The 14,679-nt window shown below is 61.1% G+C and carries 11 protein-coding genes; 4 read left to right on the forward strand and 7 right to left on the reverse strand.

Going from position 1 to position 14,679, the window contains the following annotated elements:
• Positions 1–12: 12 nt before the first annotated feature.
• Complete coding sequence (cobW, locus tag LEPTO7104_RS0117805; RefSeq protein ID WP_017299938.1) at positions 13–1,068, reverse strand: cobalamin biosynthesis protein CobW; 1,056 nt, start codon at positions 1,066–1,068, stop codon at positions 13–15.
• Between the two features lie 87 nt (positions 1,069–1,155).
• On the opposite strand from cobW, the gene LEPTO7104_RS0117810 reads away from it, so the two are divergent.
• Entirely contained in the window at positions 1,156–1,722 is a 567-nt protein-coding gene (locus LEPTO7104_RS0117810; protein WP_017299939.1) for a Uma2 family endonuclease, read from the forward strand.
• Between the two features lie 193 nt (positions 1,723–1,915).
• On the opposite strand, the gene LEPTO7104_RS0117815 is transcribed toward LEPTO7104_RS0117810, so the two are convergent.
• From LEPTO7104_RS0117815 to LEPTO7104_RS0117830, 4 genes are all read right to left on the reverse strand, one after another.
• Positions 1,916–2,350: a VOC family protein gene (locus LEPTO7104_RS0117815; RefSeq protein ID WP_017299940.1), complete on the reverse strand. Its 435-nt coding sequence runs from the start codon at positions 2,348–2,350 to the stop codon at positions 1,916–1,918.
• 78 nt (positions 2,351–2,428) lie between these two features.
• Positions 2,429–3,040 carry a hypothetical protein gene (locus tag LEPTO7104_RS0117820; protein WP_017299941.1) on the reverse strand — a complete coding sequence of 204 codons (612 nt, stop codon included), beginning with the start codon at positions 3,038–3,040 and terminating at the stop codon, positions 2,429–2,431.
• Between the two features lie 147 nt (positions 3,041–3,187).
• The gene (gene lepB / locus LEPTO7104_RS0117825; protein ID WP_017299942.1) at positions 3,188–3,808 is read right to left on the reverse strand and encodes a signal peptidase I; all 621 of its coding nucleotides are present in this window, start codon (positions 3,806–3,808) and stop codon (positions 3,188–3,190) included.
• Between the two features lie 105 nt (positions 3,809–3,913).
• Entirely contained in the window at positions 3,914–9,400 is a 5,487-nt protein-coding gene (locus LEPTO7104_RS0117830) for a translocation/assembly module TamB domain-containing protein (RefSeq protein WP_017299943.1), read from the reverse strand.
• A 956-nt stretch (positions 9,401–10,356) separates the two neighbouring features.
• Here LEPTO7104_RS0117830 and LEPTO7104_RS0117835 point away from each other — a divergent pair.
• Genes LEPTO7104_RS0117835 through murQ form a run of 3 tightly spaced genes read left to right on the forward strand, consistent with a single transcriptional unit; the run spans position 10,357 to position 12,709 of the window.
• A complete protein-coding gene (locus LEPTO7104_RS0117835) occupies positions 10,357–10,755 on the forward strand; it encodes a DUF3110 domain-containing protein (RefSeq protein ID WP_026072821.1) in 399 nt (132 codons plus the stop codon).
• Between the two features lie 12 nt (positions 10,756–10,767).
• On the forward strand, positions 10,768–11,685 hold the full coding sequence (locus LEPTO7104_RS39440) for a DUF4870 domain-containing protein (protein ID WP_017299945.1): 918 nt from the start codon (positions 10,768–10,770) through the stop codon (positions 11,683–11,685).
• Between the two features lie 55 nt (positions 11,686–11,740).
• Positions 11,741–12,709 (forward strand): N-acetylmuramic acid 6-phosphate etherase, encoded by a 969-nt coding sequence (gene murQ, locus LEPTO7104_RS0117845; RefSeq protein WP_017299946.1) that lies wholly within the window; start codon positions 11,741–11,743, stop codon positions 12,707–12,709.
• Here the strand turns inward: murQ and LEPTO7104_RS34390 are convergent.
• Positions 12,692–13,273, reverse strand: coding sequence for a pentapeptide repeat-containing protein (locus LEPTO7104_RS34390; RefSeq protein WP_017299947.1), 582 nt, complete (start codon positions 13,271–13,273; stop codon positions 12,692–12,694). The genes murQ and LEPTO7104_RS34390 overlap by 18 nt on opposite strands.
• A gap of 602 nt (positions 13,274–13,875) precedes the next feature.
• On the reverse strand, positions 13,876–14,607 hold the full coding sequence (locus tag LEPTO7104_RS0117855; protein ID WP_026072822.1) for a rhomboid family intramembrane serine protease: 732 nt from the start codon (positions 14,605–14,607) through the stop codon (positions 13,876–13,878).
• Positions 14,608–14,679: the final 72 nt, after the last annotated feature.

Raw genomic sequence — 14,679 nt, forward strand, 5'->3', positions numbered from 1 at the left:
AGGGGGGATGGTTTAGGCGGCGATCGCGGCCCTGATGGCCCCGGCCTCTAGGTCTTTGCCGATGACCACCAGACGGGTGTGGCGCGGCTCGGCAGCCTGCCAGGGGCGGTCAAAAAAGGAGTCGAACCGCTGGCCTACTCCGTGGACCACCAGCCGCATGGCCTTGTTGGGAACGTAGACAAAGCCCTTAATGCGGTAGATCTCATGGTTTGCAGCCAGGTGTTCTAGCTTTTCCATGAGCGTCTGGGGGTCAAATCCCTGGTCCAGCACAAGGGGAATAGCCACGATGTCGTCATCGTGGTCGTGGTCATGGTCGTGATCGTGGTGGCTAGAGCGGTTGTCTAGATCGTCTTCGACGGCGGCGTTGAAGCCCAGCAGTAGCTCGGGGCTAATGGCACTGGAACCTTCGCCACCGACGATGGAGAGCACCTTGACCGGGCGGGGAAGCTGCTGGTGTAGCCAGGTCTCCACTCGGGCGCGATCGCCTCCGCTCACCTTATCTACCTTGGTCAGCAGCACCAGGTCGGCGCAGTGGAGCTGGTCTTCGAACAGCTCTTCTAGAGGCGTTTCGTGGTCGAGGCTGTCGTCGGCCTGGCGCTGGGCCTCCAGGGCAGGCAGATCGCCGACCAGGCTGCCCTCTGCCAGGGCTTCGCAGTCGACCAGGGCGATCACGCTGTCAACGGTGGCCGCAGTGCGAATTTCGGGCCAGCGAAAGGCCTGCACCAGAGGCTTCGGCAGCGCCAACCCCGAGGTTTCGATTACTATGCAGTCGATCTGATCGCGACGCTCCATTAAAACCTGCATGGTGGGCAAAAATTCTTCCTGCACCGTGCAGCAGAGGCAGCCGTTGGTAAGTTCAACAATGTTGGCTGCGGCAGGCTGAACCGCTCCGTCTTCGTCGCACACCTGGCAGCTGCGCAGCAGATCGCCATCGATGCCGACTTCGCCAAACTCGTTGACCAATACGGCAATGCGCCGCCCCTGGGGGTTTTGCAGCAGCTGGCGAATCAGGGTGGTTTTGCCAGCCCCAAGAAAACCGGTAATGATGGTAACTGGAATTTTGTGCATAGCCCGCCAAAAAATCGCTGCCCCTCAACCTAGCACGGAGGCAGGGGATAGCGGTCTACAATGGCTACAATTCAACCCGTCTGGCCAATGGTACGAACTCCTGCCAAAACCATTACCCTAGCTGAGTTTCTGCAACAGCCAGAGACCAAGCCCGGGCGCGAATACATCGACGGCCAGATCATTCAAAAGCCAATGCCCCAGGGACAGCACAGCCGCATCCAGCAAAAACTGATCAATGCTATCAATGCGGTCACTGAAGACGATCGCATTGCTCTGGCCCTGCCCGAACTACGCTGTACGTTTGGCGGCAGATCCATTATTCCCGATGTGTCTGCGTTCCGCTGGCAGCGATTGCCCACAAATGACGATGGCACCATTGCCAATACGTTTAGCGCTGCCCCTGACTGGACAATTGAAATTCTTAGCCCCGAGCAGTCTTCCACGCGGGTGGTGAGCAACATTTTGCACTGTCTTAACCACGGCGGGCTGGGAGGGTGGCTAGTTGACCCCAACGAGAATTTGGTGCAAGTTTACCTGCCTGACCAGCTACCCACCTCCCTAGAAGCGGCAGAGAATGAGCTGACCATGACGGACCTGGCTCCGGCTCTAATGCTGACTGTGGGGCAGGTATTTGGCTGGCTACGAATAGGGTAAACGCTGCTCAAGCCTTTGTAGAAGAGCTTGGTAGCCGCAACAAAATCAAAATCCCGGCTGCTTCATCATAGCCCACCCTACAGCGGCACAGCTGCTGGATTTAGGCCGATATCTTCTTGCTTCGAATTCTCCTTGAGCTGTTGGGTGCGATCGACGGATGAAGGCCATGCGATCGCATTCCCCGCCTAGCGATCTATTCAGCGTCCCCCACCTGCTTTTGGTCAACCTCGCCAAAGATGGCGCTGGGGTGGCAGTAGTACTTAAATTCCAGCAGGTTGTAGAAGGGGTCTTGCAAAAAGAAGGTGCGATGCTCCAGCGTTGTGTCGGGGAAGCGCCGCTTTTCGCCCTGGTGAAAGCTGAGCTTTTGCCCCTGAGCCCGGTGCAGCAGAGATTCCCAGTCGGTCTCGGCCATGAATACCAGGCCAAAGTGGCGCGGGTAAATGCCTTTTTGGGGAGCCAGGTCAGCGGTGGTGTGGGCCACTAGCTGGTGGCCGTGCAGGTTGAGAATGAGGGAGTTGGGGGTTTCTCGCCCTGGCTGGCAGCCCAGGCCGTCGACGTAAAATTCTTTGGTGGTAGGAATGTCGGCTACGGGAAACGCAAGGTGAAAGAGAACGGCGGCGGAATCCATAGGAGGAGAGCAAAGGGAAACTGGGCGAGCCGTACAGGCTGGAGAATGATACGGGGAAGATCGCTCTGAGCGATCGCCCTAGGCTACTACCTTGCGATCGACGGCGTTGAGCAGAGCCTTGAGGGCTGTGTCTTCGGCCTGGCTGATCTGGTGGTCGAGCAGGGCGATGTGAATGGCTTTAGACAGCACAAAGGCGGCCACCTCGGGTTCTAGCTGCTCGACCAAAAGTTCCATGGGCATAGGGACTTTTAGGGCGCTTTGGATGCCCACCAGCATGGCCTGGTCCATACCCATGGCCGTCAGCCGGGGCTGTAGATCGGCCCATTCTGCGATGGGGTCTTGGCCACTGGCCTGGAGAATGGACGCCAGCAGCCGCTGCACCTTACTCTGCTGGGCAATGGACATGGCCGCATAGGTGAGGGCGTCTTCTTCGGCCGTAGTAGTCCTATCCTGGTTGAGGTTGTTGAGAATTTGCTGCCACTCGGCTTCGGTGCACTGCTCGGGTTTGCCCACGCAAAGCGATACCTGAATGCGGTTGCCCGTGGTTTGCAGCTGGGTAACCTCCGCATGGATGCCCAAATAGCCCAGCCACTGAGACACCATGCCCACCAGTTTGCCGCTGGCTGACTGCGCCTGGGCGAGCATTTGAACCTGGCTGCGCACCAGGGGACGAACAAGCTGTACGAGCATAGGGGCTTCCTCAAGACCGCTTTGATCTTACACAACCCTTCCGCCTGTGGTGGTAGTGCAGTACGCCATTGGGCCAGAGCCCAGGCCGGGTAAGAGCAGACGTTAGAACGGCTTACGGTCGGCTGAAAAGACCAGAGGACCCTGGATCTAGCCGACGGGGCCGAGGCGATCGAGGGGCCAGAAGCGGAACCGAGCGCGGCCAATAATGTTTTGCTGGGGCAGCCCGCCCCACACGTGGGAGTCGTTGCTGTCGTTGCGGTTGTCGCCCATGACAAAGACCTGCCCCGGTGGCACCGTGACCGGCTCTAGGGCGTAGGCGGGGGGCTCTAGGATGTAGGGCTCTTGCAGGGGCTGCCCGTCGATTCTGACCTGTCCCTGCACGACTTCAACCGTTTGGCCCGGCTCGCCAATCACGCGTTTGATAAAGGCCTGGCTGGGTTCGTAGCCCAGGCGGGTGAGCTGCGGCGGCGGGGCAAACACCACGATGTCGCCCCGGTGGGGGGGGTGCCAGCGGTAGCTGACTTTGTCGACCAGCAGGCGATCGCCGATGTGCAGGGTCGGGTCCATGGAGTTGGAGGGAATATAGCGGGGTTCTGCAATCAGCACCCGAACGGTGAGGGCGATCGCCAGCGCGATCGCCAGCACCCGCAGGTTTCCCCACTGACCAGACCAGAGCGATCGCCAGCGCGGCCCAGCGCCGCTGGGCGGATGGGCAATCTCATCCTCGGTGGCAGGCGGTGGGGAAGGGTTAGGTAGCTTGGGATTCATAGGTGGTAAACAGCGGTGGAGTGGGGGACATTGCCCCTCTGGAATTAACCTGTGGCATTAACCTTACAGGGGATACAGGGGCAAAGGCACTCTTTCGCCGCCGGGCTAGAACCGAAATTCTAAAATTGCCCCCGTGTTTTCATTAAACTGCTCGTAGCTGGTGATCGCCCGCAGGGTGATCTGGTCATTGATGCGATAGCGCACGCTAAAGACAGCGGGAGTAACGGTCGTAAACACCTTCTGCACCGATACCGAAATGCTGGGCGAAAAATTAAACCCAAGTTCACCCCCAATATCGATGGCTCCCGATTGCTGGCTGCCCGGCGGCGATGCCGAAAACAGACGCAGATCGGTGCGCTCTAGGCCCGACCCCAAAATATTTTGCAGGTTGTTGAGCAGGGCCGATCCGGCAAAGGCCAGCAGCCCCTGAAACCCGTCGCCGCCGCCCGACACACTGCCCAGGGTAGACTCCAGGGCGGCTAAAAAACCGCCGCTGATCAGGGCTACTATTTCGCCCTCGGAGCGGGGTGGGGAGCTGCTTAGCTCTACCCCTTGCAGGTTGACCACTCGGCTGACCCGACCGTTGACCGTAGCGCGAATTCTGACCGTCTGTACCCCCGCCTGGGTCAGGCCCAGCTGATCGATTCTAGACTCGCTGATTTCGTTGCGGGGGAAGGGGGTGGCCGTCGACAGGGACGCGCCAGCGCCAGCGCTGTCGGGCACGGCCGCCGTCAGGGTGGCCACCAGGTAGGGGTCAATGGTTTCGTCTAGGTCGCTAAACTCGGCGTAGTTTTCATCGCCGGTGAGCCGGAACTCAGTAGTCAGCAGGTTAATCCGGCCTGAGGGCAGGTTGATGCGGCCAATGGGCTTAATATTTGGGGCCGTGCCGACCAAATCTAGGGATCCCTCAGCGCGCACATCGACAATGCCTGGAATGGCAAGACGTACATTGTCGGCCAAGACCAGCTGAAAATTGTCGAGCACGGGGGGAATCGGATCGAAGATGCTGGGCTCGCGCGTGGCGCTAAAGGTCGCAGGGGTGGCGCCACTGCGGGCGTCAGGCAGCGTCAGCACGCCGTTGGAGAGCCTGATCTCGCCGTCGACCACCGGGGGCAGCAAAAATACACTGCCTCCCACCGTAACGTTGCCGTCTACCCGCCCCCGGTAGGTGCCCGAGGGATTGCGCAGGTCTAGGGCAATGTTGTCGAGGGTAACGTGAAAGGGGCGATCGCCCTCCGGGGCCAGGGCGGTGCTGCTGCTGTCAAAGAGCCCTGGGGCCAGATCTTGCACCGAGGGCAGCAGTTTGAGATTGCCCTCAGCGACCACTTTGCCGTTGCTAAAGTCACCCTGTAGATTTTGAAAATCGAGCACTAGGCCGTCGGTGTAGACCGAGCGGGCCACATCGGTGGCAGAACTATCGACCACCTGAATTTTTCCCTGGATGTTGGTCAGAGGTTCGGGCAGGCTGCGGGAGCTAATGGTCACGCCGTCCAGATTGGCCTCTCCGGTGACCCTGAGAGTGGTAAGCGCCTCTTGAATTGATTTGTTCGTCGGCCACCGGCCTTTCACGGCCAGGTTGAGATTGGCTGAGCCTGACTCCCAGGTGACGGCCTGGGTGAGCAGGTTGATCAGGGCAAAGCCGTCGTCGCGCATGCGGAGGGTGATGTTGACCGTATCGGTCTCGGGCTGCTGGCTGAGACCGGGCAGCGGTAGCGGGATGCTGGCCACCAGCCGCAGCGGATCTTCGACCTGCTCATTGACCGCGACTCGACTGATGAGATTGAGGCGGGCTTTGTCATAGCTGAAGTTGGCGGTGGCCAGGTCAATGGTGTTGCGGTTTATGGTGGCTTCGTTGACCGCCAGTTGTCCGCGCACCTGGGGATTGGCCAGGGTGCCGGTGAGGGTAGCCCCCAGGTTCATGAGGCCGTTGAGGTTGTCGGGAAGCCGCAGGGGCTGGCGCAAAGCCTCTAGGGGCACGTCGCTGACCTCTAAACGCATGGTGTGGTTTTCGGCATCGTCGGGGTCGAGACTAAACTCGCCGTTGAGGGTAGCCAGGGCCACCCCCTGCTGGGTTGTCGCCGAAAAATCTGAAAAATCTGACCGCAGACTGACTGGGTTGAGGCGAATGACGCTGTCCTGGTAGCTGCCCTGGGCCACGACTTCGTCAACCCGATAGACGGCACCGTTGCTGCCATCGGGCTTGCCCCAGACCCAGTTGGCCCCGGCCAGGTCAAAGGTGACGTTGAGGTCGTCGGGAATCGCGCCACTGGCGGTGACGGTGCCGGAGAAGCTGCCCACCAGTTCTTCTAGCGGCGGTAGTGGGGCGGCCTCGGACTGGGCCGCCAGCATGTCTTGCAGCTCTTGGACCTCGGCCAGGCGGCGCAGCTGGTCGAGCAGGCTGGCCTTGCGATCGCCCACGGGTTTAACTTCCTCCAGGGAGGCCACATCGGCGGCGGTGGCGGGCCGATACCAGTCGGGCGGCTGGAGGATATTGAACCGAAAATCGGACCGCTCAAAAATGAGCAGGGTTTGCAAAATCTCTTGAATTTGGCCATTTTCAACCTTCAGCTGGCCGTTGATCTGGGGCGTATCGCCCAGGGCGTAGGTGCCGCTGACTAGGTAGCGGCTGAGCCCCGAGGCTGACTCAAGCGTCACTCCCGCCAGGCCAAAAACACTGTTGGCGTAGGTAACGGTGCCCCGTAGACGACCGTAGCGGGTTTCCTCGGCCGGGCGCTCGGGGGCGTTGGGATCGATGGCCACAACGGTGGTTTCCGTCGGCAGCCGGATGTAGCTAATGCTGGGATCTTGGATGTCGAAGGTGGCCCGCAGGGTGGGCTGGCGCAGGTTGGCAACAATCTGCGCCGAGGTGATCAGGCCGCCCACGCGGCCAACACCGTTGACGCCCGCTTGGGGCAGTCTGAGGTCATCAATGGGAAGATTTTCGACGCTGGCGTAGAGGGTGTCGGCCTGGGTATAGCCTGTGGCTAGGGCCTCGCCGCTGCGGACCTCAAAGGTGAGGTCGCGTTGGTTGGAAGCCGGCCCTTGGGGACCATCGCCCTGGGCGCTGGCCACGTAGACGCGATCGCCGCCGCCGGTCAGGTCGACCGCCAGCGGGCCGCCCTGGGTATAGTTAACCGGACCGCTGAGGGGAGAGGCAAAGGCCAAATCGCCAGCGGTCAGCCCCACCAGGGATGCGTTGCCGCTCAGGACTAGGGCGCCGGGCCGCCCCCGCAGCCGTCCGTCAAAGAAGGCATTGCCCGCCAGGGGAATGATCTCTGGCAGGGGCAGTGCCGCCAGGCTAAAGCCATCCACACTGAGGTTGAGGTCGAGGTTAGCGATAGCGGGCGCACCGGGGCCGCTGAGCTGCGGCGTGATCAAACCACTGGCCTGCAATCCGGCGGTGCTGGCCCGCTGCACCTGAATCGCCTGACCATTCCAGGCCAGGTCAGCGGTGAGGGGCTGCCGCACCTGGGACAGCTGTGGCGCGCGCCCGGCCGCTGTGGCCAAACCATCGGAGAGAACCAGCTGCCCCTCGCCTCTGACCCCGGCCAGGCTGAGGTCACTGGTGCTGCCCCGAAACTGGAATTGGCCCGCAGCGGTGCCCTGGAGGTCGGGGGCAAAGGCCGCCATTTGCAGATTTTGGCCCCGCACATCGGCGACCCACTGATTGCCGCTGAGGGTAGCACGGGTGTTGACCGTGCCACCAGCAAGCACGGCCTGGGCAACTCCCTGCCCCTGGACACCGCTGAGGCCGTTGTCTAGGGTGCCGTTAAACTGGGCGACGCCATTGATTACCCCATCCACACCAGCGCCAATTTGGTTGAGCTGAACGCCCTCGGCGCGGATGGTTGACTCCCAGCGGCGGTCGGTCAACCCCAGGCTGCCAATGCCGGCCAGGGTGCCCCCGGCCACCTGCACAAAGGTGTCGGTAAAGCGCAGGGTGTTGTCTGCCAGGAGAATATAGCCCTGGGCAGGGTAGTCTCCCGCTGGGGCGCGCCAGTGGGCTTTGCCCCCCAGCTGGTCGATTGGCCCGTTGACCTCTGCTTCTAAAAATACTGGCCCCAGGGCAACGGACTCTGGCAGACCATAGAGCCGGCCCACGGCATCGGCGGGAAGGCGATCGCCCGTTAGCGAGAGGGCCAGCTGGCCCGGTTGGGCAAAGGTATACTGGCCTTTCCCGGTCAGAGACCCCCCGGCCTGGGGCTGGGCCTGAAAGCTGTCGATGATGAGGTTGGGGGCTTTCAGAGTGGTGTTGGCTTCTACCTTGGCGAAGGCGACCTGGTCGATGGTGACCGGGCCTTTAGAAAAGACATCAGTGGCAATCACGGGCCGATTGAGCGGCCCGGTCATGGCGACGTTGGCTAAAAAGCTACCCGTCGCAGGCACTGGCAGCGCCACCTCAAACAGCTTTGCAGCCTGCTCTACCGTAAAGGGGTTAACCTGGCCGCTCAGGTCATAGCCCTTATCCAGGTCGATGGTGCCGCCTGCCCTGGCGGCCAGGTCCTCCATGCGGGCCGTGACCGCTTCAAACTGCATCACCCGGCCCTGAAACCTCACATTTCCCTGTAAATCCTGGAGGGGAGCTGGCATCCCACGGGTTACCACCGAACCCTCCTCCACGCGCGCGGTGCCGACAATGCTGGTGGGCACGCCTTTGCCGCTTTCAATGTCTACCTGGCCGCTGACAACGCCGCTGGGAAACTGAACCGGCAGAGGGTTTTTTAGAAAGGAGTCCACCAGGGGCATGATGTCTGTGGCTCGGGCCTTTTGGGTGCGCAGGTTGAGATTGGCTTTCAGCCCTGGCCCCGGCACCGCCGTGGCGTCGGTACTGTCGCTGGAGACAGCGTTAGCGTTAGCCGGGGGCAGCAGGACGGCCCCCTTGAGGGCCAGGCTGCCCCCCTGAACCGAGTTGCCGTCTAAGGTTAAATCGAGCTGTCGAGTTTTTAGGGGAGACTCTGGATCCTCGGGCACGGCAATCAGGGCGTCTTTGAAGTGAAGCTGGCCCTGGAGGTCGTCGATCGCCACCTGCACTGGTTTCGCGCCACCCCTGGCGTAGGGCACCATGGTGAGCTGCCCGCCGTTGACGTTGACCGTGTCGAGGCTAACGTCAATAATTGGATTGCGATTGGGATCCTGCTCTGGCAGATCGATATCGAGGTTGATCCAGTCCCCGGCGGCGTTTTGCTCCAGGTAAAGCTTGCCCTGATCCAGCGTGAGGCTGAGGGGCAGCTTTCGCCGCCACAGATCTAGCAGGCTAAACCGTAGCTCCATTGCCGATAGGGATAGCGAGTCTGGATCGGTTGCGGTGGCTGGAATGGTCGACGGCCCCACCCGCAGTCCCGACAGCCCAATCTGCTCTAGCGGCCCCAGCTCTACGGGACGATTTAGGGTGTCGGAGAGCTGGGCTGACAGCCAGGGAATGAGGTGGTTACGGCTCCATAGCCAGCCGCCTAGGACCGTACTGCCCCCCAGCACCAGCAGCCCCGAACCGACCACCAGGGCTGATGTCAGCCAGGGTCTGCCGCCGCCTGCGTCTGGCTCCTGGGGCGATTCTGGTTCTTGAGAAGGCTCTGGCTCTTGAGAAGGGGTCATACCCGTTTACGCCACCGCAGAACACCCAACATAGTAATGAACTCCCTGACTTCTGCCTACTCCCCGTCCCCAATTTTCTCGGCCTTCAGCTGATGGTTTGCGCCGATCAAATCTGCGGGCCTAGCTGCTGCGATCGCAGGGTTGACCAGAATCTCTGGGGCAGTGTATTTACTTCTGTTAAGCGCCGCCGCCTAGTTCTGGTAAAGCCGTAGCCAGTCCGGTGAAGACATTTTCTTCCAATCAAAACGCTCAAACGCTCAAACGCCTCTGGATGTCCCAACCTGAGTGACTATAGCCACAGCTCTAACTCTACGCTAGATATAGCGGACTATGGCTAGCCTTCGGGGACCCCGAGGGCGATTGTCTGCGATCGCGGTCTCGCTGGCTAGCGGTTGGTCAGGGTCTGGCGCTCGGCCCATATCGCTAGAATCTCTGGGCCAAATACCCTCGCCCAGAGGTTCCAGATGTGAAACTAGACGGCGGGGCGGTGAATTTTGTTCGCCCTGAGATCAGCGGTGCCTCTTTGTAGGGAACCTTTGGCTCGGCAACCTTCGGCTGGAGCCGCTCTGGCTGCGATCGCGATGCTACTCAAGCCTCGGTCACCCAGGCGGAGATTGTTCAAGTCGTGGCGTTGGCAGGTTTAGGGCCGATGACAACTCCGCCCGATCCTGGCCTTGTCATCTTTTAGGAAGCACAACCTAGCACTCTGAGGCGGAAACATGCCGACTATTCCAGCTCGCTTGGCTCCCTAGCTCCCCTGCTCCCTCGCAATTGGCAATAGCCCCCCCACTTGTGCCGCAGTCTACTAGAAAGCACCGACGTTGGTCTGCCAAAAGCCACCCAGGGGGCCATGCTCGATGCTGGGGTATCTCGAGTTGCTAAGGGTTAACTTCGGATTGGCCTGGGGGCAAGGTGCCCAGTACAGTAAACAAGTGACCTGTTTGTGAGAGATGGCCATGGTGGTGTACGTGCTGTTATTCAACGCCCGCACCGACAACGAGGGGATTCACGCTGAAACTGTTAACGGGCAAAATCTGATTTTGATGTTTGAGCACGAGGACGATGCGACCCGCTACGCTCTGATGCTGGAGGCCCAAGACTTTCCGGAAGCCACCGTGGAGGGTTTTGAGCAAGCCGAAATTGAGGAGTTTTGCAGCTCGGTTGGGTACGGCTATCGCCTGATTCCCGAAGGGACGCTGGCGGTGCCCCCGGATCACAACCTCGATGAGCACCTCTGGAATCCTGACCAGCCTAGCTCTGGCCCCGCCCCCGACAGCTCCGTCGCTGAAGCCGATGCTCGCCTCTCCCAGGGAGAGCTCGATCGTATGCGTCAGCAGCTTGAGAAATTGCTCTAGACCCGCTGTGCTATGACCCCCTTCCTCGCCACCCTTATCGCCCGTGCGCGCCAGGGCGATGCCCGCGCGATCGCCCAGCTGATTACGCGATCGCTGGCGGATCAAGGCATTGTGGCCCGAGGGTACTGGCAGGGCACCGATCTCCACCTCGATCTGGAGTCAGACAATGCCCTTGGCCAAAGCCAGGTTGTGCCCCCCATTCGGCGCGGACTGCTGCGCCTGGGCCTCACCTGCCCCGTCCATACGGTGTGGGTAACGGCCCGCCGGGTGGGCTGCCCCAATGCCGACTGGTGCGAGAGCTTTGCGCTAGAGGGGGGGCTGTCTTCCCCGGCGGTCAGCCCCACAGAAGACATTGCCGCTGCTCCTCCCCCCGGCCCTGCTCCGGCGACCCCAGACGACGGGCTGCCGCCGTCCGATCGGTTGGACCCGCTGCCTGGGGCTGCTTGGGTGCCCCAGGCCCAGCCCAATCAGCCCGCTCTCGACCGTCCGGGGCTGGCCCCAGAGGGCGATCGCTCTCTGGGGCCGATTCCTTCGGATACGACCTTGATCGCCCTCGCCCATCTGGCTCCGGTGCTCAGCTACCTGGTGCTGGGCAGTCAATGGCTAGGGGGCTGGCCGCTGTTTTGGGGCGGCTCATTTTTGCTGCCCTGGCGGGTGGTGGCTCCCCTGGTGCTGCTGTTAGTCAAAGGGGCCGGGGCCAGCGCGGCTTCCAATCTGGCCTACGTTCAGCAGCAGGCTAAAGCGGCGCTTAACTTTCAGCTCACGATGTTTGTCGCCTGGGTGATCACAATTGCTCTGATGTTTGTTTTGGTCGGGTTTTTGCTGGTAGTGCCCCTGACCCTGTTTGAAATTGTGAGCTGTATTGTGGCGGCGGTGCGGGCTTCGGAGGGCAAGCCAGTGCACTATGGCGCAATTCGGTTTGTGCGCTAGGGGCACGATCCTCTACATTGGCAGGAGTGTTTATTGCCTCTGGGGAGGCTTGCCCATGCCTGCTAGTTCTTCCGCTCATTTTCTCTCCAACCCCGCCGATCGCGGCCATTTGCTGACTGAGCAAGCCAACCCCCGCAGTGCTCAGCTAGACCAGCTCAGCTCCCTGGAGCTGGTGGACCTGTTTAACCAGGAAGACCAGCGCACCCTGACGGCCATTGCCGCAGCGCGGCTGGCCCTGGCGGCGGCCATTGACGCGGCGGCGGCGGCGCTGGCCCAGGGCGGGCGGCTGTTCTATATCGGTGCTGGTACCAGCGGGCGGTTGGGGGTGCTCGATGCGGCAGAGTGCCCGCCCACCTTCTGCACGCCGCCGGACCTGGTGCAGGGCATTCTTGCGGGCGGCGCGGCGGCGCTGGTGAAAAGCTCTGAGGGGCTAGAGGATGTGGCCGAAGACGGGGCCGCCGCGATCGCCGATCGCGCCGTTCAACCCAAAGACGTCGTGGTCGGGATTACCGCTGGCGGCACCACCCCCTACGTGCGGGGGGCGATCGCCGCTGCCAATCAGCGCGGTGCCACCACGGTTTTTATCGCCTGCGTGCCCGCCGACCAGGTGCCGACCGAGGCCGACATCGACATTCGCCTGCTGGTGGGGCCAGAGCTGCTGGCCGGTTCTACCCGGTTGAAGGCGGGCACGGTCACCAAAATGGCCCTGAATATTCTCTCGACGGGGGCCATGGTGCGCCTGGGCAAGGTCTACGGCAACCGCATGGTCGATGTGGCGGTGACCAATACCAAACTGCGCGATCGCGCCCTGCGCATTCTCTGCGACCTCACCGATTTAGACCGCGAAGCCGCCGCCGATCTGCTCGATCGCAGCCATCAGCAGGTGAAGCTGGCGCTGATGATGCACCTGGGCGGCCTGGAGGCTGAAACGGCTGCCGGGCAGCTGGCACAGCACGGCGGCCAGCTGCGGCGGGCGCTGGCGGCCGTGCAAAACCCTGGTGAAGATTTAGTACGTGGAAGATAGCTCCGGGGGCTGGGGCGCGGCGTCTAGCCAGGCGCGATCGAGGTGAGCCCCCTCTAGCCGCGCGATCGCTAGGTTTACGCTGCGCAGGTTGGCCCCTGTCAGGTTGGCCCCGCGCAGGTCGGCGGCGGTTAAATCGGCCCCGTACAGGTCAGTGTAGCTGAGGTCGGCGTGGCGGAGATCGGCGTGGCGCAGGGTAGCCAGGCGCAGATTGGCCAGGCGCAGATCGCTACAGCGCAGATTGGCCTCGGTCAGATCAACTCGGCTCAGCTCAGCGCGAATCATTACCGTACGGGCCAGATTGGCCCCTCTCAGACTTGCCCCTGCCAGGCTGGCTCGCCACAGGTTGCAGCTGCTTAGGGTGGCCCCACTTAGATTGGCCGACCCCAGGTTGGCCGATCCCAAATTGGCCTGACTCAGGTTAATGCCGGGGAGCGCTACCCCAGGCATCCAGGCTTCGTGGAAGTCGAACTGGCTAAAATCGCGCCGACCAGCGGCGTACAGGTCCAGGACCTGAGCCGTGGTTATGGTGATGGACTGACTATCCATAAGGCTGTTTTTATCCATCGACACTACTCCAACGCTTCCCCCGCCCGCGAGATCAGCGCGCCGCTAACTGTGAACAACAGGCATTTTATATTACCCATTGTTACGATGCGTAAACTAATGTAACAACTCCTCATCCGTCTCGCAAGGGCGGAGTTGTTCTGCGCAAAGCGACCCTGCCTTGAGCCGCTAGGAGTTCTGGAGGAATTGGGCTAAAGAAGCCGAGGAGGTTTCTGGGAAAGAAGATCTAGCCAGAGTCACGTTGGTTAGGACATCCAGACACCCTATGAACGTTCAAACGCTTGAACGTTCATAGGAGACATGTCTTAACCAGACTGACCACAGCTATACCTCAGGATTGAAGTGCAGCCCTGCACCCTTGAGAGAAAGCAAACTTCGTCGGATATTTTCGCTACCAGAGCCGTCTATTCTCCCTGGCTCTTCTGCTTCCTTGCGATCGGCATTGTCAACGAACTTGTGCCAATAAACCTGCAATGAGCGGTGGAGCCGCAAGCCGAGGGTTGCCCTAGCGAAGCTAGGGCAACAGGTTGGGGTTGTTAATTATGTTAATTAGATGGGGTTGTATTTAAGTACTGTCCCAGCGCTCTGGCACATGCTCCCGCCTATTCTACGCCGGGGCTTTCGGCAGTGACCTCCGCATCGGGCTGGCTAAAGAGGCCAAACAATGGCCCCAGCAGGGCGCCAATGGCAAAGCCCCCGGCGTGGGCCCAGTAGGCAATGCCGCCCCCCTCCATGCCAATCATGGTAGGGGCGCTGAGGCTGGCGAAGCCGTAGACCGCCTGCTGGGCAAACCAGATGCCCAGGTAGAAGAGGGCCGGAATTTTCAGCGGCAGGGGAAACGGCCCCAGGGGAACCAGGGTGAGAATGCGCACCTCCGGGAATCGGAAGATGTAGGCGCCCATAACGCCTGCGATCGCACCGCTGGCTCCCAGGGACGGAATCTCTGAGCCCATGGCAAAAAACCACTGGGTCAGGTTAGCGAGCACCCCGCACAGCAGGTAAAACAGCAAAAAACGCAGGTGCCCCATCTGGTCTTCGACGTTGTTGCCAAAGATCCACAGGTAGAGCATGTTGCCCGCCACGTGCAAAAAGCCGCCGTGGAGAAACTGGCTGGTCACCACCGTCAGCCATTCTTCGGCATTGACCGTTGAAATCCCGGTGGACAGGCTGGTCGAAAACTCCTCGGGAACTACCGCCCAGGCGTGAAAAAAGTCGGTCAGCGCGTAGGCCGGCAGGCTCAGTTCGTAGATAAAGATCGCCACGTTGAGCACAATGAGGCCGTAGGTGACGTAGGGGGTGCGCTGACCTGGGTTGTAATCTTTAAGGGGTACCACCGACTGCTGTGCTCCTGCTAAAAACGGCTTGGGCAACAGCCCTACTATTGCAGAGTAGCCAAAAAAATAAAA

It is taken from the genome of Nodosilinea nodulosa PCC 7104 (genome assembly GCF_000309385.1).
Taxonomy (GTDB): Bacteria; Cyanobacteriota; Cyanobacteriia; order Phormidesmidales; family Phormidesmidaceae; genus Nodosilinea; species Nodosilinea nodulosa.